This window comes from Halogeometricum pallidum JCM 14848 (assembly GCF_000337095.1).
GTDB classification, from domain to species: domain Archaea; phylum Halobacteriota; class Halobacteria; order Halobacteriales; family Haloferacaceae; genus Halogeometricum; species Halogeometricum pallidum.
This window is the reverse complement of sequence record NZ_AOIV01000038.1, coordinates 67,486-87,356: the sequence shown is the minus strand read 5'-3', so window position 1 is coordinate 87,356 and position 19,871 is coordinate 67,486. Positions and strand designations below refer to the sequence as shown.

Sequence of the window (19,871 nt, the reverse complement as noted above, 5' to 3'; positions counted from 1 at the left end):
CCGGCGTTCGCGTCTGACCGGACGGACCACCCCAAACCATATAGCTGGCCGTCCTGGGGAGTCGCATGGACGGCAAACGCTTCCTCTTCGTCTCTGCGGACGCCGCGCTGATCACCGACCTCGCCTGGCAGGTCCACCGCGAGGGTCACGACGTGAAGTACTATATCGAGTCCGAGAGCGACCGAGAGATAGGCGACGGTTTCGTCCCCAAGACGGACGACTGGCGTGCCGAAATCGACTGGGCGGACGTCGTCGTCTTCGACGACGTCTGGGTCGGGTCGGACGTCGGGACGGGCCAACTCGCGGCCGAACTCCGCGAACGGGGGAAGGCCGTCGTCGGCGGTACGCCGAACACTGACCGACTGGAGGAAGACCGCGGCTACGCGATGGACGTGCTCGAAGCGCACGGCGTCGAGACCATCGAGCACCGCGTGTTCCACGATTTCGACGAGGCGATAGCGTACGTCCGGGACCGCCGCGAGCCCTACGTCATCAAACCCCTCGGAGAGGTCCAGAACGTGAAACGACTGCTGTACGTCGGCAGCGAGGACGACGGCAGCGACGTGGTCGACGTGCTCGAAGCGTACAAGAAGGCGTGGGGGCACCGTATGACGGGCTTCCAACTCCAGCGGAAGGTCGAAGGGGTGGAAGTCGCCGTCTGCGGGTTCTTCGACGGAGAACGGTTCGTCGACCGCGTGAACTTCAACTTCGAGCACAAGCGACTGTTCCCCGGAAACATCGGCCCCTCGACGGGCGAGATGGGAACCTCGATGTTCTGGGCCGGTCGGAACCGCCTGTTCGAGGAGACGCTGGGCAAACTCGAAGGATGGCTCGCCGAGGAGGGCTACGTCGGCAGCATCGACCTCAACTGCATCGTCAACGACCGCGGCATCTACCCGTTGGAGTTCACCCCCCGGTTCGGTTATCCGACCATCGCGCTCCAAGAGGAGTCGTTCGAGTCCTCGACCGGTCAGTTCTTCTACGACCTCGCGCACGGCAACGACCCCGAGTTGGAGGTCCACCGCGGCTACCAGATAGGCGTCCGAATCGTCCTCCCGCCCTTCCCCTTCACCGACGAGAAAACGTACGACGAGAACTCCCGGAACGCCGCCGTCGTGTTCGAGACGGAGAACAGGGCGGGTATCCACCTCGAAGACGCGAAGCAGGTCGACGGCCAGTGGCGCGTCGCCGGCGAGAGCGGTATGCCCCTCGTCGTGACCGGTAAGGGCGAGACGATGCAGGAGGCCCGCGAACAGGCGTACGACCGCATCGACGACATCGTCATCCCGAACGTCTACTACCGCGACGACATCGGCGAGCGGTGGATCGAGGGCGACGGCGACCGCCTCCTGGCGTGGGGGTATCTCGGACCCTGAGACCGGAATCGGTTTAGTCGCTCCGAGGGCTATCTCTGGGTGATGTCAACAACACTCTCGTTCGAGTTCGGCGTGCCAGACGACGCGAACGTCGGGTCCCGGTTAGTCGTCGGGACAGCGTTCCCGGGTATGGTGGGTCTGAGCGCGGTGGATTATCTCGTCGCGCACTCGGCGTCGACGCAGGTCGGACAGGTCACCGCGCGCGGCCTCACGGATATCACGCCGTTCACCGATGGCACGCCGCGATACCCGATGCGACTGTACGACGTCCCCGACTTCGATATGACCGTGCTCGTGAGCGAGTTGTTTCTCCCCGTGGGTGTCGGCGAACCGTTCAGCGACGCCCTCGTGGCGTTCGCGAACGAGCGGGAAATCGAGGAGATAACCGTCGTCTACGGCGTCCCGTTCCCGCACGGCCCCGAGGAGCACGCGGTGTTCTACGTCGCCACCGAGGAGTACCGCGCTAGGCACCTCGACGGGACGGATATCCCGCCGCTGGGCGGTGGGTTTTTCGATGGCTTCCTCGGCGAACTCATGGTCCGCGGCCTCGGCGCGGAGGCGCCGCCCGTCGGCGCACTCGTGACGCCGGCGCACCCGCCGGGTCCCGACTTGGACGCCGCGCTCCTCGTCCTCGACGCCGTCGAGAAACTGTACGGCGTCGCCATCGACGAGGCCGAACTCAGGCAACGTGCGGAGGAACTCCGGCGCCAGTACCAAGAACTCGCAGAGCGGATGCAGACGCTCGAAGACGGCGAACACCCGCTCTCGAGTCGAGACTATCCCGAGGACCGGATGTTCATGTAGCGCCGCCGCGGCGGAACGCTCAAGCGTGCCCCAATGTCGGTATCCCCCGTACACGACATCGTCTTCGCGGAGGGCGAGAGCGTCACGCTCCGTCCGTCGACCGAATCCGCGCGGGTCGAATCGTTTCGAACTGTGCATTCTTCGAAAAAAATCCCATCGTTTTCGATATCCGTTACAGAGCTACCGGCGTAAGGGGGCGCGCGCCGCACGGTTCTTACTCTTCCTGTGCATCCACCACCGCGACGGCCGCGAGGTTGACGATGTCGTTCACCTCGTCGCCGCGTTGGATGACGTGGACGGGTTTGTCCATACCGACGAGCATCGGACCGACGGCTTCGGCATCACCCAGTCGCTGGAGCAGTTTGTAGGCGACGTTCCCCGCTTCGAGGTTCGGGAACACGAGGACGTTCGCGGGGTCGTCCAGTTCGGAGAACTCGTACGTCTCGGTGAGGATATCCTCGACGACGGCGGTGTCGGCCTGCATCTCTCCGTCCACGGGGAAGTCCACGTCCGAGTTCGAACGGAGCATCCGGGCCGCGTCGCGCGGTTTGCGCGTCCCCTCGTTGTCGACGCTGCCGAAGTCGGAGTACGAGAGGAACGCGACGCGGGGGTCGACGTTGAACCGCCGGGCCAAATCTGCGGTGTGCTGTGCCACCTCCGCGAGGACGTCGGCGCTCGGGTCGCGGTTCACCGTCGCGTCGGCGCAGAACACCACGCGGTCGGGGAACGCGAGCATGTAGACGCCGGCGGCGTAGTTCGCGTCCGGCTTGGTCCCGATGACCTGTAGCGGCGGCCGAAGCGCCGTCGGGTAGTGGTGCGTCAGACCCGTCAGCATCGCGTCGGCGTCGCCGGCGTCGACCATCACGCTGGCGAGGTAGTCGGGGTCGGTGCTCACAAGTTCGCTCGCCTCGCGCCGCGTCAGCCCCTTCCGTCGGCGCTTCTGATACAGTCGGTCGGCGTACTCTTCCATCGCGTCTGCGCTCGGGTCGACGACGCGCGGGGCGAAGTCGAGGCCGCGGGTGGCGACCACCGACTCGATGCGGTCCCTGTCGCCGATGAGGAGGGGCTCGGCGATGCTCTCCGTCTGCATCCGGGCGGCGGCCCGGATCATCTTCTCGTCGTCGCCCTCCGCGAGGACGACCCGTTTCGGGTCGCTCTGCGCCTTGTTGAGCACGACGCGGAGCATCTCCAGAGACTTCCCGACGCGCGCCTCCAGACGCTCGCGGTACGTCTCCAAGTCTATCTCCTGCCGGGCGACGCCGCTCTCCATCGCCGCCCGCGCGACGGCGGCGGAGACGTCGAACAGCACCCGCGTGTCCAGCGGTTTCGGGATGACGTAGTCGGGGCCGAACTGCAGCGGTTGGTCGCCGTACGCCTTGACGACGGCGTCGGGGACGTCCTTGCGTGCGAGTTCGGCGAGAGCCTCCGCGGCGGCGACCTTCATCTCCTCGTTTATCTCGGTGGCGCGAGCGTCGAGGGCGCCGCGGAAGATGAACGGGAAGCCGAGCACGTTGTTCACCTGATTCGGGTAGTCCGAGCGCCCCGTCGCCATGACGACCGTATCGTCGCGGGCCTCCTTGGCCGCCTCGTAGCCGATTTCGGGGTCGGGGTTAGCCATCGCGAAGAGGACGGGGTTCTCGGCCATCGACGCCACCATCTCCTGCGAGACGATGCCGCCCGCCGAGAGGCCGACGAACACGTCCGCACCCGCCATCGCCTCTTCGAGCGTATCGAAGTCGACGTCGCGCGCGAATTCGCTGTTCTGCACGTTCAACTCGCCCGCTTCGCGCCGCTCTTCGGTGAGGACGCCGTCGATGTCGCACATGACGATGTTCTCGGGTCGGACGCCCAGAGAGACGTAGAAGCGCGCCGTCGCCGTCGCCGCCGCGCCCGCGCCGGCGAACGTCACGTGCACGTCCTCCATCGCCTTGCCGACCACGTCCAGGGCGTTGAGGAGGGCGGCGCCGGAGATGATGGCGGTGCCGTGCTGGTCGTCGTGGAACACGGGGATGTCCATCTCATCGCGCAGGCGCGACTCTATCTCGAAACACTCCGGCGCCTTGATGTCCTCCAAGTTGATGCCGCCGAACGTGGGTTCCATNTCCATCTCATCGCGCAGGCGCGACTCTATCTCGAAACACTCCGGCGCCTTGATGTCCTCCAAGTTGATGCCGCCGAACGTGGGTTCCATCGCGCTGACGATGTTCACGAACTCGTCGACGTTCTCGGGTTCTAACTCGATGTCGAACACGTCGATGTCCGCGAAGCGCTTGAACAGCACGCCCTTCCCCTCCATGACCGGCTTCGACGCCTGCGCGCCGATGTCGCCCAGACCCAAGACGGCCGACCCGTCGGAGACGACGCCCACGAGGTTCCCTTTTGCCGTGTACTCGTAGGCCTTGTCCGGGTCCTCGTCGATGTCGCGGCACGGCGCCGCCACGCCCGGCGAGTACGCTAAGGAGAGGTCTCGCTGCGTGTTCGTCGGTTTCGTCGTCGAAATCTCGATTTTACCCGGCGGCTCTTCNCGCCACGCCCGGCGAGTACGCTAAGGAGAGGTCTCGCTGCGTGTTCGTCGGTTTCGTCGTCGAAATCTCGATTTTACCCGGCGGCTCTTCCCTGTGGTACTCCCGCGCGTCGTCGTCGAGTGACATGGACGGATACCGTCACCCGCACCGCATAAAGATAGCTGACCGGCGGACGCGGACCCGGTTGAAGAGCGGTTCGGGGTCCCCGTCCGGATTACAGATAGGAGCCGTCGTAATCCTCGTCGGGGTTGTGCGTATTACCGCACTCGCCGCACCGTATCCGCTCCATGCTGTCCATCGAGGCGTTCAGCGACTCGCAGTTCAGACAGTAGTAACCGTACCGCTCCGACTGGTCGGAATCGGTGTAGGACGCGACGAAGTAACCCTCGGAGGCCGGGACCAGGTCGTCGTCGTCGCGGCCCAGGTACAGTTCTTCGCCGTCGTCCCCGGTGACGCTGTCGGGGTAGTCGGGGACGGATTCGTTGCCGGCGGACTCCTCGTCGGCTTCCTCGTCGTCCGTCTCGGCACCCTCCTCGTAGACGTACTCGACCATGTCCTCACCGCCGATTTCTCGCTGTCGCTCGTCGACTTTCCCGTAACCGTACCGTTCGAAGAACGCGCCCGCGTTCGTGTTGGCCGAGAGCGCGATGGCCCGGTTCGTCTCGACGCCGCGTTCCTCGAACTCCTCGCTGATGCGCTCGAACAGCGCCGTTCCGACGCCCTGACCGCGTCGCTCGGGGTCAACGTGAATCCACTGGAGGGCGGTCTCGTCGTCGTCGAACGTCGCGCTCGCCGCTCCGACCACTGTGCCCTCGATTTCGACGACGACCACGATGGCGTCCTCGCGCGGGTTCAAGAGCGTCTCGTCGAGATACTCCGACTCCAGTATCGCGTCTATCTCTCTGGGGCTCAGCGCGTACGAGGTGGTCATCGAACTCTCGACGAGTTCGCGGACGCGGTCCTCGTCGCCGGATTCGTACTCGCGGACGGTGTGTTCGCTCATCTGTTCAGTCCTCCCGCCACTTGTAAACTTCCTCGGAGCCACAGTCCGGACACTCCGTCGGCAGGCCGTCCTCGAGTTGGCCCATCTCGCCGCAGTCGTTGCAGCGCCACATGATGTACCCCTCGCCGAACTCCTGTCCGGGGTTCTCCTCCTGTTCGGAGCCGTGGATGTCGGCCTCGTTCGTCTTCGCGGACTGCTCGCCCTCGACGGCCGGGTGGTCGATGTCGGCGTAGCCGTCCTCGTCGACCGACTCGATGTCGTCGATGATGGACACCTCGAACCCCTCGCTCGTCATGTCGGACACCACGCCGAGTTCGTTCCCCTCGTGGTCGTAGACGACCTTTCCGGGGTTGATTCCGGCCGCGTTCTCCGACGCACTCGTGCTTTCTGTCATGAGCGACGGTTCGGACAGGGAACGGTTCATTCTGGCGGCCGAAATAATCGAAATATGTCATATTTTTGCTCGCGAATCGTCTCCCCGGACGCGAGAACGACGACCTCACAGGACGACGGCACTCCGATTCCACCGGTAGACAGCAGGTAGACCGGCCGAAAAGCGATTTCGGCGAGCGAGCGCCGTTCGATCGTTTTCCCTCCCGACTGGCGGTGCCGACGAGACGAATACCATAACTGAATTGGTTATTCTCCGTACCGGCCCATTTCTTTATCATCCCTGTGAGAGATTCACCCACCACAGGCGAAGGCGCGCGTCGACGGACTGGCGACCCGGAAGCCTCGAAAGAACCCGAAGCGGGGTCGAAACGTCGCCCGGCGCGTCTGGACCCGGTCTGCGAGAGGGGCCGAGAGCGTTTCGGTCCGCGGGCGCACCGTTCACCGACCGACTGCAGTCGATTCACACGCTATGTCCGACCAACAGACACCGAACGAAACGGAACTGCTCGTCGTCGGCGCCGGTCCGGGTGGGTACGTCGCCGCCATCCGCGCCGGTCAACTCGGACTCGACGTGACCCTCGTCGAGAAGGAGGCCGTCGGCGGGACCTGTCTCAACTACGGCTGTATTCCCTCGAAAGCGCTCATCTCCGCCGCGGACACCGCGCACGACGCGTCGACCGGTGCGGACCGCGGCGTCCGCGCCGACCCGGAGGTACACCTCGAAGACACCGTCGAGTGGAAGGACGGCGTCGTCGACAGACTCACCGGCGGCGTCGAGCAACTCTGCGAGGCGGCGGGCGCCACCGTCGTCGAGGGCGTCGCCGAGTTCGTCGACGAGACGACGGCGACCGTCCGCACCGACAACGGGGAGGACGAACTGTCGTTCGAGCACGCCGTCGTGGCGACGGGGAGTCGCCCCGTCGAACTGCCCGGGTTCGCGTTCGAGGACGACCCGATTCTCGACTCCCGGCAGGCGCTGGCCCTCGACGAGGCCCCCGATTCGCTCCTCGTCGTCGGCGGCGGCTACATCGGGATGGAACTGGCGGGCGTCTACGCGAAAGTCGGCACCGACGTGACCGTCGTGGAGATGCTCGACGAGGTGCTCCCGGGATACGGCGACGACGCGAGCGAACTCGTCCGCGAACGGGCGGCGGAGTTCGGCGTCGACTTCCGCTTCGGCGAACAGGCCGACGAGTGGACCGAGGCGGACGACGGCGACGGCGTCCGGGTGACGACGGTCACCGAGGACGGCGAGGCGAGCGAGTACGACGCCGACCGCGTTCTCGTCGTCGTCGGGCGCGAACCCGTCGCCGACACGGCGAACCTCGACGCCCTCGGCGTCGAGACGAACGAGGACGGATTCGTGGAGACGGACGGTCGGGGCCGGACCGCCGTCGACAACGTGTTCGCCGTCGGCGACGTGGCCGGCGAACCGATGGTCGCCCACAAGGGGATGCGCGAGGGCGAAGTCGTCGCGGAGGTGATAGCCGGCGAACCCGCCGCCCTCGACTACCAAGCCATCCCGACCGTCGTGTTCACCGACCCCGAGATAGCGACGGTGGGCATGACCGAGGCCGACGCCGAGGAGGCGGGCTACGACACCGTCGTCGGCGAGATGCCCCTCCGCGCGAACGGCCGCGCTCTCACGCTGAACGAGGAGGAGGGGTTCGTCCGCGTCGTCGCCGACGACGACGAAGGCTACCTCCTCGGCGCGCAGATAGTGGCCCCGGAGGCCTCGGAACTGATCGCCGAGTTCGGTCTCGCCCTCGAACTGGGCGCGACGCTCGAAGACGTCTCCTCGACTATCCACACCCATCCGACGCTCTCGGAGGCGGCGAAGGAGGCGGCCGCAAACGCTTCGGGCCGCGCGATTCACACTCAAAACGACTGACCGACAACACCATGTCACACACCGTCGCAGACGCGCGCACGCGGCGAATCGCCAGCGAACCACCCGCCGGACGACGGCAGCGCACACGCAGCCATGTCTGACGAGGAGACCGAAACGTGGTCCGAACCGGGTCAACCGAGCGACTTCCGTCAACTGCTCGACGACGACGGCGAACTCCTCGAGGACGCGGACCCGCCGGACCTCTCGGACGAGGAACTCGTCGGCTTCTACCGGACGATGACGGCCACGCGAACGCTCGAAGAGAAGATGCTCAACATGCAACGGAGCGGGGAGGCCAGCCTCGTCGCGCGGTCGCTCGGCGAGGAGGCGACGGCCCTCGGCGCCGCCGCGGCCCTCGACGAGGACGACTGGGTGTTCTACACCTACCGGCAGAACTCCGCGCTCCTGCACTGGGACGTGCCGATGGCCAAACTCATCCTCGGCGTCACGGGACAGGCCCCCGAGACGGTCGAGGAGGGACTGGGCGACTGGGAGTCGCCGGTGAACTTCTCGCCCGACTACACCCCCGTCGGCGTCAACGTGACGAACGCCGCCGGATCGGCGATGACCGACAAGTTCCGAGACCGGGACAACGTCTCCCTGGCGTTCATCGGCGACGGGTCGACCAGCGAGGGGTCGTTCCACGACGGCATGAACTTCGCGGGCGTGTTCGAGGCGCCCGTCGTCGTCGTCGTCCAGAACAACCAGTGGGCCATCTCCGAACCGTCGAAGCGACAGACCGGCGCGGAGACGTTCGCCAAGAAGGCGGAGGCCTACGGCGTCCCGCACGAACGCGTCGACGGCAACGACGTGCTCGCCGTCCACGAGGCCGCACAGGAGGCCGTCGAACGCGCCCGCGAGGGCGGCGGCGCGACGCTCATCGAGTGCGTCACCTACCGGATGGGTAACCACAACACCTCCGACAACGCGAGTCTCTACCGCGAGGAGGAGGAACTGAAAGAAGAGTGGGCAGACCGCGACCCAATCGAGCGCTTCTCCTCGTACCTCGACGGCGAGGGCCTCCTCGACGACGACGACCGCGAGGAGATTCAAGCGGAAATCGACGAGGAGGTGGACGACGCCGTCGGGACGGCCCGGGACGTGCCCGATTCGGACCCCATGCGGATGTTCGACCACCACCTCCACGGCACCTCGTGGCGCGAGACCCACCAGCGGACGGAGTTCCAGCGAGAACGCGACGGGGAGAACCCCTTCACCGACTTCACCGGCGACGAGTTCGACACCGAGCAGTGGGCCGACGAGGGACCCTCCCTCGGCGTCGACGCCTCGCCCCTCGACCCCGACGAGGCCGACACCGAGACGATGAACATCGTGAGCGCCGTGAACCGGACGCTCCATCAGGAGATGGACCGCGACGACTCCACGCGCATCCTCGGCTACGACATCGGACCGCTGGGCGGCGTCTTCCGCGCGACCGACGGGCTGCTCGACGAGTTCGGCGACGGGCGGGTGATAGACACGCCGCTCTCGGAGAACGGGATACTCGGCACCGCCGCGGGCATGGCGATGCGCGACGACCGGCCCATCCCCGAAATCGAGTTCATGGGCTTTTTCTACCCCGCTTTCGGCCAGTTCATGTACGCCGTCGCGAAGATGTACAAGCGGACCGGGGGCGACGTGGAGATGCCGATGACGATTCGGATGCCGTACGGCGGCGGCATCAAGGCGCTGGAGTACCACCAGGAGTCGACGGAGACGTTCGAGATTCACGCCCCGGGCGTCCGCGTCGTCTGCCCGTCGACGCCGTACCAGACGAAGGGACTCCTCGCGTCGAGCATCCGCTGCGACGACCCGGTGGTGTTCATGGAACCGAAGCGCATCTACCGCGGCACCGAGGGCGAGGTGCCGACGGAGGAGTACACCCTCCCCTTGGACGAGGCCAGGGTCGTCAACGAGGGCGAGGACGTGACCGTCCTGACGTGGGGGGCGATGCTGCCGCACGCGAAGCAGGCCGCCGAGAGCGTCGACGCCGACGCGGAGGTCATCGACCTCGTCACGCTCTCGCCCCTGGACGTGGAGACGATTCTGGAGTCGGTGAAGAAGACGGGTCGGTGCGTCGTCGTCCAAGAGAGCAGGCGGACGCTCGGCCTCGGGTCGGAGCTGTCGGCCCTGCTGAACGAGTACGCGCTCGACCGCCTGAAGGCGCCGGTCAAGCGCGCCTCGGGGTACGACGTGCACTTCCCGTCGAACGACATCGAAGACGACTACCTGACGGACGCCGCGCGCGCCGAACACGCCATCGAGGCGGTGATGAGCTATGAGTTCTGAGAGCCACAGAGACGCCACGGCGACCCGAGACGAATCGCCCGCCCGAACGGACACTGCGGACGCTCCGCGGGGTGCGCGATGACCCGCTACGAGTTCGAACTCCCCGACCCCGGCGAGGGGCTGACGGAGGCCGAAATCGTCGAGTGGCACGTCGGGTCCGGCGACGAAGTCGCGGAGGACGACGTGCTCTGCGAGGTGGAGACGGACAAGGCCGTCACCGACGTCCCCTCGCCGTGTCCCGGCACCATCGAGGAACTGAAGGCCGACGCCGGCGACACCGTGCAGGTCGGGTCCGTCCTCGTCGTCATGGAGACGGACTCGCCGCCCAGCGGTGCGGCCGAAGAGGAGGCGGCCGAGGAAGCGGAGGAAGAGGCCGAGGAGGCCGAAGAAACCGAAGGAGACGAAGCGGAGAACGAGGACGACGCGGCCGACGAGGAGGAATCCGAATCCGACGACGAAGCCGACGGAGCGGACGAGGAAACCGAGACCGAGGACGACTCCGAGGAGTCCGAAGAGGAGACGGACGAATCCGAGGACGCCGAGGAGGAGACGGACGAATCCGAGGACGCCGAGGAGGAAGGTGAGAAAAAGGAAACGGAGAAATCCGAGGAAGCCGAAGCGGACGACGAAGGGCCGAGGAGCAGCGATGACGGCGAACAGGTCGTCCAGCGGTCGGAGGCAGACGCCCAGAGCGACCAGGAGGCCGACGCCGAGTCGGAGGGCGAAGAGTCCCAATCGCCGTCGACGGACGAGGGCCGCGTGTTCGCCGCGCCGCGGACGCGAGCGTACGCCCGCGAGGAGGGCGTCGACGTCTCCGACATCGACGGCTCGGGTCCGAACGGCCGCGTCCTGCGGGAGGACATCGAGGCGCGCCTCTCGGGGTCCGACCGGAGCGCCGACGAGACCTCGGAGGCGTCCGCGTCCGAGGCCGCCGGGGGCGAGGGGGACGCGTCGGGCGGCGCGGCGAACGCCATCTCCCACCCGACCACCGAGATAGAACCCGTTCCGATAGACGAGGACGAGGAGCGCTCCGAGCGGCGGGAACTGTCGGGTCTGCGCGGGCAGGTCGCCGAGAACATGACCCGTTCGGCGTCGATAATCCCGCAGTTGACCTCGGGCTTTCGGGCCGACGCCTCGGAACTCATCGAACTGAAAGAGCGGCTGGACGGGGCGCACGACGTGCACGTGACCTACACGCCCATCCTCCTGAAGGCCGTCGTCCCCGCGCTGAAGGAGTTCCCGATGGTGAACGGCAGCGTCGACGACACGACGGGCGAAATCGTCGAGAAACACTACTACAACGTCGGCTTCGCCACCGACACCGAGGACGGTCTGATGGTCCCGGTCATCGAGGACATCGACCGGAAGTCCATCGTCGAGGTCGCCCGCGAGATGAACGACCTCGCCGAACGGGCCCGCGACCGGTCCATCAGCGGCGAGGAGATGCGGGGCGGCACGTTCACCGTCACCAACCTCGCCACGCACGGCGAGCACCGGACGTTCGGCACGCCCGTCATCAACCACCCCGAGGCGGCCATCATGGGCATCGGTCGCATCCGGAAGGAACCGGTCGCCACGGCCGACGACGAGGTGGAAGTGCGCCCGCAGATAGATTTCTACCTCTCGTACGACCACCGCCTCGTGGACGGCGTGAAGGCCAACGAGTTCATGGAGTACGTCATCGAGGGGGTCGAGGACAACGACGTGCTCCTCGGCCGCCTGTAGGCGGTCGAACCGCGTTCCCGCTGTTCCGTCCTCTCCGTCTTCCCACTCAGAGTCGACGCCTGTCGTTCGACTCCGACACTCTCCGGGTCCGACAACTCACCGACGGCGGCCCAATGATTGAGGTGCGTGGCGGGCCGAACTCGGTATCGTATGAGTTCCACCGCGCACGATAGCGACGCCATCGTCTCGCCGGAGTGGGTCGAAGACCATCTCGACGAGTTCGGGAGCGACGACCCCGAGTACCGCCTCGTGGAGGCCGACATCGACTACGACGAGTCCTACGCGGAGTCGCACATCCCCAACGCCGTCGGCTTCCGGTGGGGGTCGCACCTTCAGGACTCCATCCAGCGCGATATCCTCCACAAAGAGGAGTTCGCGGAGATAATGGGCGAGGCCGGCATCTCCGAGGATTCCACCGTCGTGCTGTACGGCGACGAGTCGAACCAGTGGGCCGCCTACACCTACTGGCAGTTCAAGTACTACGGCCACGACGACGTGAAACTGCTCGACGGGGGTCGACCGTACTGGATGGAAAACGACTTCCCGACCAGCGAAGAGAAACCCGACTTCCCGTCGCAGGAGTACGACGCCAGCGGCCCGTTCGACGGCCTCCGCATCTACCGGGAGGGCGTCGAGGACGCCCTCGAACTCGACGTTCCCCTCGTCGACGTGCGGAGCGGCGAGGAGTACCGCGGCGAGAAAATAGCGCCCGAAGGAAGCCCCGAGACGGCCCAGCGCGCGGGCCACATCCCCGGCGCAGAGAACATCACGTGGAGCGAGAACCTCGCTGACGACGGCCGGTTCAAAGACCCCGAGGAACTCCGCGACCTGTACGCCGAACACGGCATCGAGGGCGACAGTCAGGTCGTGACGTACTGCCGCATCGGCGAGCGCTCGTCCATCACGTGGTTCTCCCTGCGCGAACTGCTGGGCTGGGAGGACGTGCGCAACTACGACGGGTCGTGGACCGAGTGGGGCAACCTCATCCGCTCGCCCATCGAAGTCGAGACGGACGACCCGTCGTCGCGCGCGAGCAAGGGATAGTCCCCCGAACCCCCGTTCGGGCGACAGTACTATCTGCGTCGGAGCGGTTCTATCCGGTATGAGTCCGTCGCTCACGTCCATCGCCGGGTTCGACTACGAGACGCTCCTCGACATCACCGTCAACCTCGTCCCGATGGGTATCCTCCTCTTCTTCGTCGGCGTGAACCTCGTGTTCACCCCGTATCCGTACGACCCGTTCGCGATGAATCTCACGCACATGCTCACGCTCATTCCCCTGGTCTTCCTCGGACTGCTGACGATCGTCTCCGCGAGAGCCATCTCGTCCAGTGGAGACGAGTCGGGGGACAACGAGGCGGTGCCCGAATCCGATAAACTGTAACGTAACGGACCGAGTCGCCCCCCCCCCTCTCCTTCCGCTATCCTCCGTCACCTGCTTCGTCTCACCCTCGCCGGTCCCGGTCAGTCGTCTCCGGCGTCCCCGCGTCTGAATCCGACAGTGGTAACGCCGGTGCAGCGGTCGCACTGCGCGCTGACCATGCCGTCGGGGCGTCGGTCGGTCACCACCGAGCGCTCGGGGACGATGAGCGTGACCGGCGCACCGCAGGTCGCACAGGGCGCGCACACGGAGCGTCCGCGGGAGGCGCGGATGCCGCCGTCCGGAGGGTCGAACGACGCCGGGTCGACGACTTCCCCGCAGGCGGGACACTCGACGAGGGTGAGGTCTCCGCCGTCGGACTCGAACCGCACGACGGCATCCGAAGCGGACAGCGACGCCCGGCAGTTCGGACAGACGCCGTCGGACGACGCGCCGGGTCGCATCGGTCAGCACCGACCCGTCGTTCCCGGCGCGTTCTCCCGCCCGACGCGGACCGGGGCACGACTGTTCATACTCGTTCGTCCGACGGCGGTACCTAAAACCGTTCAGGCCGGATACGCAACCCCTTGACAGGGAAACCCGAACTCAGTCGGTGCCGTCGTCGCGTTCGCGCGACCCGAACCAGACGCCGACGGTGAGGCCGTATATCAGGTGTCCCGCGTGGAACACGGCCGACTCGTCCGTCTCCAGTTCCATCGCCACGAGATACTTCAGGACGACGTGTTCGCCGAACAGGGAGAGCGCGATGCCGTACAGCGACCCGAGAACCAACCCGACGGTCTCCGGTTCGTCGCTTCGAGTCCCGCGGCGGTTCCAGCCGAGTCCGAAGCCGACGCCGCCGCCGATGCCGTAGGCGAGGTGCAGCAGTAGCGACGAGACGGCGTAGTCCTCGGAGTCGCCGCCGAACCACCGACTCAGGAAATCCGACGTAGGAGGAAGCGACCGGGCGGTCGGTTCGCGGAAGGCCGTCATCACGACCGTCGCCACGAATCCCGCAATGACGCCGGTCGTCAGCGCCGACGTGCGGTCCGATTCGTTTTCGCCGTCCGAACGCGTCGGTCCTAGAAGTAGCATGGGCACTCGTCGGGAGTAGGGGGACTTCGATAAGCGTGACGGCCCCGAAGCGTCGAAAATCGGGTCGAGAAGTCGACGTTCGTCCGCGTACACCGAACTCTTCGGGAGGAGGCCCGAAGCGTACATAAACGGCTTCGCATAGAAAGCAGGCCGGCTATACGCGACCGGCCACCGGACTAACACGACCTGCAATGCCCAGCACCCCCTCCGACGCCGCGACGGCGGCGAAATCGGCCGAGTCGCGTGCAGTCGTCACCGCGGCGACGATTCCCGCGGAATCGTTCGCGCTCTCGGAGACGTTCGCGCGCGTTCCCGAGGCCGCCTTCCGGTGTGAGACGACCGTCGAATGCGGCGGGTCGGTGCTGCCGCTCCTCCGGGTGCGAACCTCCCGCCCCGCCGAAGTGGACGCGGCGCTTCGCGCCGACCCGACGACGGAGGACGTGACCTTGCTCGCGGATTGCGGCGACGAACGGCTGTACCGAGTCTCGTGGAGCGAGCGCGTTCGACTCCCGATCAGACTGCTCACGGCCGAGGGGGCGACGATACTCGACCTCACCGCGAACGCGTTGCAGTGGACGGTCCGACTGCTGTTCCCGTCGCGCCGCGCGCTCGGACGGACCGTCTCGCTCTGCGAGGAGCACGACGTGCCGGTGGAACTGCGGAGCATCAAGCGGGTAGGGGACGGCGCGTCGGGGCGGTACGGACTGACGAACATCCAGTACGACTCGCTCCGAACGGCGTGCGAGCGAGGGTACTACAAAGTGCCGCGCGTGGCGAAGCTCGACGACTTGGCCGAGGAGGCGGGCGTCTCCCATCAAGCGTACTCCGAGCGGCTCCGACGGGCGACCGAGCAACTCGTCGCCGAGACGCTCCTGAACGCGGCGCCGACGGACGGGGCGCTCTGAGCGGGCGCCGACACGCCGACGCACCGCACGGCGCTTCGCGTAGACGGGTCCCCGACGCCTTGCACTCGCCGCCGACAGTCACATTTGCCCCTGCCGCCAACGACCGCACGTGATCGACGAACTCGACACCGCACGAAACGAGATACAGGCCGCCGCGGCGAACTCCGAGGGAACGGTGAACGAGCAGCTTTCGTCGCTCGACGAGGGCATTATGGAACTCGGCGGCGGCGACAAGACGACGGACGCGCACGTCCACGTGGACCGCGTCGCCGAACTGGAGGAGAAACTCGACGACCTCGAATCGGAGACCGAAGGCGAGACGCGACGACACATCGAGAACGCGACGGCGGCGCTCCGAAGCCTGCGGGAGCGACAGGACGCCGAGGACGACGTCTCCTAGTTTCCGAGGGACGTTGCGCGACGGGTCGGTCGTCAGTTCTCGGTCGACTCTCCGTCGTCCCAGAACCGCTCGTCGCGGTCGTATCGCCACCGTTCGCCCTCACGTCGGGCGCCCGGGACCGACTCCAGCGCGTCGGCCAGTCGGTCGGCGTCGACGCTCGAACCGGTCTCCGCCTCCGCGCGTTCGGCGAGTTCGGCCGTAGTCACGCCTTCGGCGTCAACTAACGCCTCGAACGCCGCCGCGAACGCCGTCGCCTCGGCGTCGTTCGCCGCCTCGCGTTCGAGAGCGTGCTTCGCGCTCCCGAATCGGTCGTCGTCGTTGAGGACGCTCCGTCCGTCGCTCCCCTCGTTAGTGACGTTCGCCGTCTCGTCGGCGTCGTCCGACGACAGTTCGTCCTCGTCGTACCGCCACTCGCCGCCCTCGCTCGAGGGCGGGACGATGCCAGGGAGGGCGCCGAACGGGTCCACGAGTTCGCTCCACCATTGTTCGCCGTCGTCGTACTCGGCGTCGGTCTCGCTGTACGCGGCGTCGATTATCTCGTCGGCCGTCGCCGAACCCCAGTTGCGGAGGAAGGCGACGGCGCGCGCGAGGGCGTCCTCGACGTCGGGACGGCGGTCGACCTCCTCGATGGCCCGTTCGACCGCCGCGGGGACGTCCGGACGCGACGCCTCGTCGCCGCTCTCCGTTCGGAGCAGTCGTCGACCGCTCGGAGTGAGTTCGTAGCCGTTACCGTCCGCCTCGGCGACGAGACCGCCCTCTACGAGGTTCGAGAGCCGCTCCTCGACCGTCTCGGTCGAGAGGTCTTCGCGCACCGCCGTCCGTACCTCGGTCGGGGTCGCCGGACCGTCGTCTCTGAGCGCTACGAGGACCGCCAGGTCGGAGGTGTCGAGGTCGGTCGTCATACGCGAACCACCGGGCCCGCGGTCCCTAAACGTTCTCGCGGAAAAGCGGTCGGCCGGTCGAAGAGGAGAGTCGTCGGACCGTCGGACGTGGCCGAATCGTTACGCCGCGTCCGCGAACTCCTCGACGATGGTCTCGCAGAACGCCGAGAGGTCGTCGGGCTTGCGGCTCGTCACGACGCGCTGGTCGATGACGACTTCCTCGTCGACCCACTCGCCGCCGGCGTTACGGATGTCGGTCCGGAGGCTGGGGTAGGAGGTGAGCGTCAGACCGTCGACGACGCCCGCCTCGACCAGCGTCCACGGCCCGTGACAGATGACGCCGACCGGCTTGTCGTTCGCGACGTGCTCTTCGATGAACGTCGTCGCCTCGTCCTCGAGGCGAATCCGGTCCGCCCCGACGGTGCCGCCCGGGATGACCAGCGCGTCGAAGTCGCCGGCCGAGACGTCCTCGAACGTCTCGTCGACCTGGACGGTCTCACCCTCTTCGAGGTCGTTGTTGACCAGTTCCGCGTCGCCGGTCTCGGGTCCGACGACCGTGACGTCGGCGCCGGCGTCGGTGACGGCCCCTCTGGGCTCCGTGAACTCCACTTCCTCTGACCCCGCGGAAGCAACGAAGATAGCGACCGATACGTCGTCGAGCTGCTGGCTAGTGTCGCTCATGCGAATTAATTTAAGAAACGTGAGAATGATAAGAATTGGGGCAGCACCGGCAGCGTACGGATAATTGGGTTCGGAGCGGGTGATGTCACACGTCCGAGGTATGGATGGCCAGCCGTCAACCAGCGCATATAGACTCAAGTGGACGAATTTAAATTCATATATACGAATTATAAAATCATAAAATCATATGTGGTGACAAACCCTGGAGAAAAGAGAATCATTCGTTTTATATTCTGAGAGTCTAACTACTTTATCCATACATAGATATGTATCTGCTGTATCTGTGATTTTGTCTGCCGTTGTTCCCGGTGGATAGGCCACCGTAACGGAGACACCGGTACGAAGGAGGCCCCAATCACGACCAATATTAGAACTGTAATGATTTCCGGCGGACAACGTTTGGTCCGTTCGTTTCCTCCGAACGGAGTCGGGAGCATTCGCGTTCGGGGCTCAGGAGAACTGGGCGTTTATCTGGATGACGTTCGCCGACCGCGTCACCAGATTCGGCAGGCGCTCTTCGTACATCTCCCCCTCGAAGCGACTCGCGGGTCCCGACACGCTGAGCGCACCGACGACTTCGCCCTTCATGACGACTGGCGCCGCGACGCATCGAAGGCCCTCTATCTTCTCCTCGCGGTCGAAGGCGTACCCCCGCTGTCTGATCTCCGCCAACTCCTCGAAGAGCGCCTCGCGCGTGGTGATGGTGGAGGGAGTGGACTCGGGGAGGCCGTGTTTGTCGACGATTTCGTCGACCCGCTCTTCGGGCATGTACGCGAGCATCGCCTTCCCGAGGGAGATGCAGTGAAGGTACTCGCGGTTCCCGACCGACGAGGCCGTCTGGACCGCGTTCTCCCCCTCCGTCTTGTAGATGTACACCGCCCGCCCGTGCTCTTCGGTCGCGAACTGCGCCAGTTCGCCGCACTCGGCCGCCAGGTCGTCCAGTTCCTCCGTGACCACGTCGTATATCCGGAGTCGACCCCGAACGGTCTCGGCCAGGTCCAAATAACGGAGGCTCAGGCGGTAGATGCCGTCCTCGTTCACGACGTACTCGTTCTCCGTGAGCGTCGCCATGTGGCCGTGGACCGTTCCCTTCGACCGGTCGACCGCCTCGGCTATCTCCGTGACGCCGGCGCGCTCTCGTTCCTGAAGGAACTCGATGATATCCAGCGTCGTCTGCACCGCGTCCACCGTCCGCCGCGTCTGGTCCGTGGGCATAGCTACTCTCAGGCACTATTGGTACAAAACTGTTCGGCGGTTACGAACGCCCGAGCCCGTTCGGTTCATACGAACGACCCCGGCGCGGACTCGGGACGAGTCGGACTCTCCGTCCGTTGCTCGAGTCGGTCACTTAAGAACGACTTCCGCCGCCGCCCGGTCCGAGACGGCGCGCTAACCCGCTCGTTCGTTTCCGCCGAACGGCCCGATTCGGGCCGAAGAGGGCGGAACGACGTCCTCACGAGTGGGGAAACTACTATACGGCGGTCCGTCGAACACCGAGTCAGAATGGTCAGTATCGACTACATGGCCCACCAGGAACAGTACAGCCCCTCGGAGTTACTGAAGTACTCCGAACTCGCCGCGGCGAACGGCTACGACTTCGTCTGGACGTCGGATCACTTCCACCCGTGGTTCCACACGGACGCGGAGGCGGGGTTCGCGTGGTCGTGGCTCGGTGCGGCCGCCGAGCGACTCGACGTCCCCATCGGCACCTGCGTGACGCCCGCCGGGGAGCACTACCATCCCGCGCTGATGGCGCAGGCGTTCGCCACGCTCCAGGAGATGCACGACGAACGCGTGGTGCTCGGCCTCTCGACGGGCGAGGCGATGAACGAGAAACCGCTCGGACACGAGTGGCCCGAGTACTCGGTCCGGCGCGACCGCCTGGAGGAGACGCTCGAAATCGTCCGCGGCCTCTGGGAGGAGGAGGAGTTCTACAGTTACGAGGGCGAGCACTTCGACGTGGACGACGCGCACCTCTACACGATGCCCGAGGAGCGACCGGAGGTGCAGATAGCCGCCAACGGTCCGAGCACGGCGTCGCTGACCGGGATATACGGCGACGGCTTCATCACGGTCAAGAAGGGGGAGGAGTACTCAGAGCGGATGTACCCCGCGATTCGCCGGTACGCCGAGGAGGCCGGCCGCGACCCCGACGACATCGAGACGACGCTCCTCGTCATCGCCTCCTACGACGAGGATTACGAGCGCGCGGTGGAGTCGACCCGCCCGTGGTGGGCGACGACGCAGAACGTGTTCGACCGCGCGATGGCGAATCCGAAGGAAATAGAGAAGGAGGGGGAGAAAGCGACCGAAGCGGAGGTCGAGGAGAAGTTCCTCATCGCCGACGACCCGGTCGACATCGCGGCGCGCCTAGAGGAGTTCGCCGAGATGGGGTTCGACCGCATCGCCCTCGGCAACACCAGCCCCGAACCCGAGCGGTTGTTCGAGGTGATGGGCGACGAGGTGATTCCGTCGCTGTGAGCGTTCTCGTCCGCGGGCGTTGGCAACGGGGGAATGTTTAACAAACGGGTCCCCGTCTATCG

General features: G+C 66.0%; 18 protein-coding genes. 10 read left to right on the top strand and 8 right to left on the bottom strand.

Annotated features, from left to right (window positions below):
* The first annotated feature begins 65 nt into the window (after positions 1-65).
* Both C474_RS15575 and C474_RS15570 read left to right on the top strand, forming a co-directional pair.
* On the top strand, positions 66-1,376 hold the full coding sequence (locus C474_RS15575; RefSeq protein ID WP_008388503.1) for a phosphoribosylglycinamide synthetase C domain-containing protein: 1,311 nt from the start codon (positions 66-68) through the stop codon (positions 1,374-1,376).
* A 42-nt stretch (positions 1,377-1,418) separates the two neighbouring features.
* Entirely contained in the window at positions 1,419-2,180 is a 762-nt protein-coding gene (locus C474_RS15570) for a proteasome assembly chaperone family protein (RefSeq protein WP_008388501.1), read from the top strand.
* 214 nt (positions 2,181-2,394) lie between these two features.
* Here the strand turns inward: C474_RS15570 and C474_RS15565 are convergent, their stop codons facing one another.
* From C474_RS15565 to C474_RS15555, 3 genes are all read right to left on the bottom strand, one after another.
* Positions 2,395-4,680: an NADP-dependent malic enzyme gene (locus C474_RS15565; RefSeq protein ID WP_239640442.1), complete on the bottom strand. Its 2,286-nt coding sequence runs from the start codon at positions 4,678-4,680 to the stop codon at positions 2,395-2,397.
* 239 nt (positions 4,681-4,919) lie between these two features.
* Positions 4,920-5,708, bottom strand: coding sequence for a GNAT family N-acetyltransferase (locus C474_RS15560; protein WP_008388495.1), 789 nt, complete (start codon positions 5,706-5,708; stop codon positions 4,920-4,922).
* A 4-nt stretch (positions 5,709-5,712) separates the two neighbouring features.
* Positions 5,713-6,102 carry a DUF7130 family rubredoxin-like protein gene (locus tag C474_RS15555; protein WP_083862078.1) on the bottom strand — a complete coding sequence of 130 codons (390 nt, stop codon included), beginning with the start codon at positions 6,100-6,102 and terminating at the stop codon, positions 5,713-5,715.
* A 468-nt stretch (positions 6,103-6,570) separates the two neighbouring features.
* Between C474_RS15555 and lpdA the strand changes: the two genes are divergently transcribed.
* From lpdA to C474_RS15525, 5 genes are all read left to right on the top strand, one after another.
* On the top strand, positions 6,571-7,992 hold the full coding sequence (lpdA, locus tag C474_RS15550; protein WP_008388491.1) for a dihydrolipoyl dehydrogenase: 1,422 nt from the start codon (positions 6,571-6,573) through the stop codon (positions 7,990-7,992).
* Between the two features lie 93 nt (positions 7,993-8,085).
* Complete coding sequence (locus C474_RS23610) at positions 8,086-10,281, top strand: thiamine pyrophosphate-dependent enzyme (RefSeq protein ID WP_008388490.1); 2,196 nt, start codon at positions 8,086-8,088, stop codon at positions 10,279-10,281.
* 78 nt (positions 10,282-10,359) lie between these two features.
* Positions 10,360-12,006, top strand: a complete 1,647-nt coding sequence (locus tag C474_RS15535; protein ID WP_008388487.1) for a dihydrolipoamide acetyltransferase family protein — start codon at positions 10,360-10,362, stop codon at positions 12,004-12,006.
* Between the two features lie 150 nt (positions 12,007-12,156).
* Positions 12,157-13,050, top strand: a complete 894-nt coding sequence (locus C474_RS15530) for a sulfurtransferase (protein WP_008388485.1) — start codon at positions 12,157-12,159, stop codon at positions 13,048-13,050.
* A 58-nt stretch (positions 13,051-13,108) separates the two neighbouring features.
* The gene (locus tag C474_RS15525) at positions 13,109-13,390 is read left to right on the top strand and encodes a DUF6684 family protein (protein ID WP_008388483.1); all 282 of its coding nucleotides are present in this window, start codon (positions 13,109-13,111) and stop codon (positions 13,388-13,390) included.
* Between the two features lie 80 nt (positions 13,391-13,470).
* Here C474_RS15525 and C474_RS15520 read toward each other — a convergent pair whose 3' ends face one another.
* Together C474_RS15520 and C474_RS15515 are read right to left on the bottom strand one after the other, a co-directional pair.
* Positions 13,471-13,830 carry a DUF7837 family putative zinc-binding protein gene (locus tag C474_RS15520; RefSeq protein ID WP_008388481.1) on the bottom strand — a complete coding sequence of 120 codons (360 nt, stop codon included), beginning with the start codon at positions 13,828-13,830 and terminating at the stop codon, positions 13,471-13,473.
* A gap of 142 nt (positions 13,831-13,972) precedes the next feature.
* Complete coding sequence (locus tag C474_RS15515) at positions 13,973-14,461, bottom strand: hypothetical protein (protein WP_204366098.1); 489 nt, start codon at positions 14,459-14,461, stop codon at positions 13,973-13,975.
* 191 nt (positions 14,462-14,652) lie between these two features.
* Between C474_RS15515 and C474_RS15510 the strand changes: the two genes are divergently transcribed.
* Both C474_RS15510 and C474_RS15505 read left to right on the top strand, forming a co-directional pair.
* Positions 14,653-15,366, top strand: a complete 714-nt coding sequence (locus C474_RS15510; protein WP_008388477.1) for a helix-turn-helix domain-containing protein — start codon at positions 14,653-14,655, stop codon at positions 15,364-15,366.
* Between the two features lie 109 nt (positions 15,367-15,475).
* A complete protein-coding gene (locus C474_RS15505) occupies positions 15,476-15,766 on the top strand; it encodes a DUF7553 family protein (RefSeq protein ID WP_008388474.1) in 291 nt (96 codons plus the stop codon).
* A gap of 32 nt (positions 15,767-15,798) precedes the next feature.
* Here C474_RS15505 and C474_RS15500 read toward each other — a convergent pair whose 3' ends face one another.
* The 3 genes from C474_RS15500 to C474_RS15490 all read right to left on the bottom strand — a co-directional run bounded on the left by C474_RS15500 (position 15,799) and on the right by C474_RS15490 (position 18,543).
* Positions 15,799-16,668, bottom strand: a complete 870-nt coding sequence (locus C474_RS15500; protein ID WP_008388473.1) for a winged helix-turn-helix domain-containing protein — start codon at positions 16,666-16,668, stop codon at positions 15,799-15,801.
* 99 nt (positions 16,669-16,767) lie between these two features.
* The gene (locus tag C474_RS15495) at positions 16,768-17,328 is read right to left on the bottom strand and encodes a type 1 glutamine amidotransferase domain-containing protein (protein WP_008388471.1); all 561 of its coding nucleotides are present in this window, start codon (positions 17,326-17,328) and stop codon (positions 16,768-16,770) included.
* Positions 17,329-17,778: 450 nt separating this feature from the next.
* Complete coding sequence (locus C474_RS15490; RefSeq protein WP_008388470.1) at positions 17,779-18,543, bottom strand: IclR family transcriptional regulator; 765 nt, start codon at positions 18,541-18,543, stop codon at positions 17,779-17,781.
* Positions 18,544-18,831: 288 nt separating this feature from the next.
* On the opposite strand from C474_RS15490, the gene C474_RS15485 reads away from it, so the two are divergent.
* Positions 18,832-19,809, top strand: coding sequence for a TIGR03557 family F420-dependent LLM class oxidoreductase (locus tag C474_RS15485; RefSeq protein WP_008388467.1), 978 nt, complete (start codon positions 18,832-18,834; stop codon positions 19,807-19,809).
* Positions 19,810-19,871 lie beyond the last annotated feature (62 nt).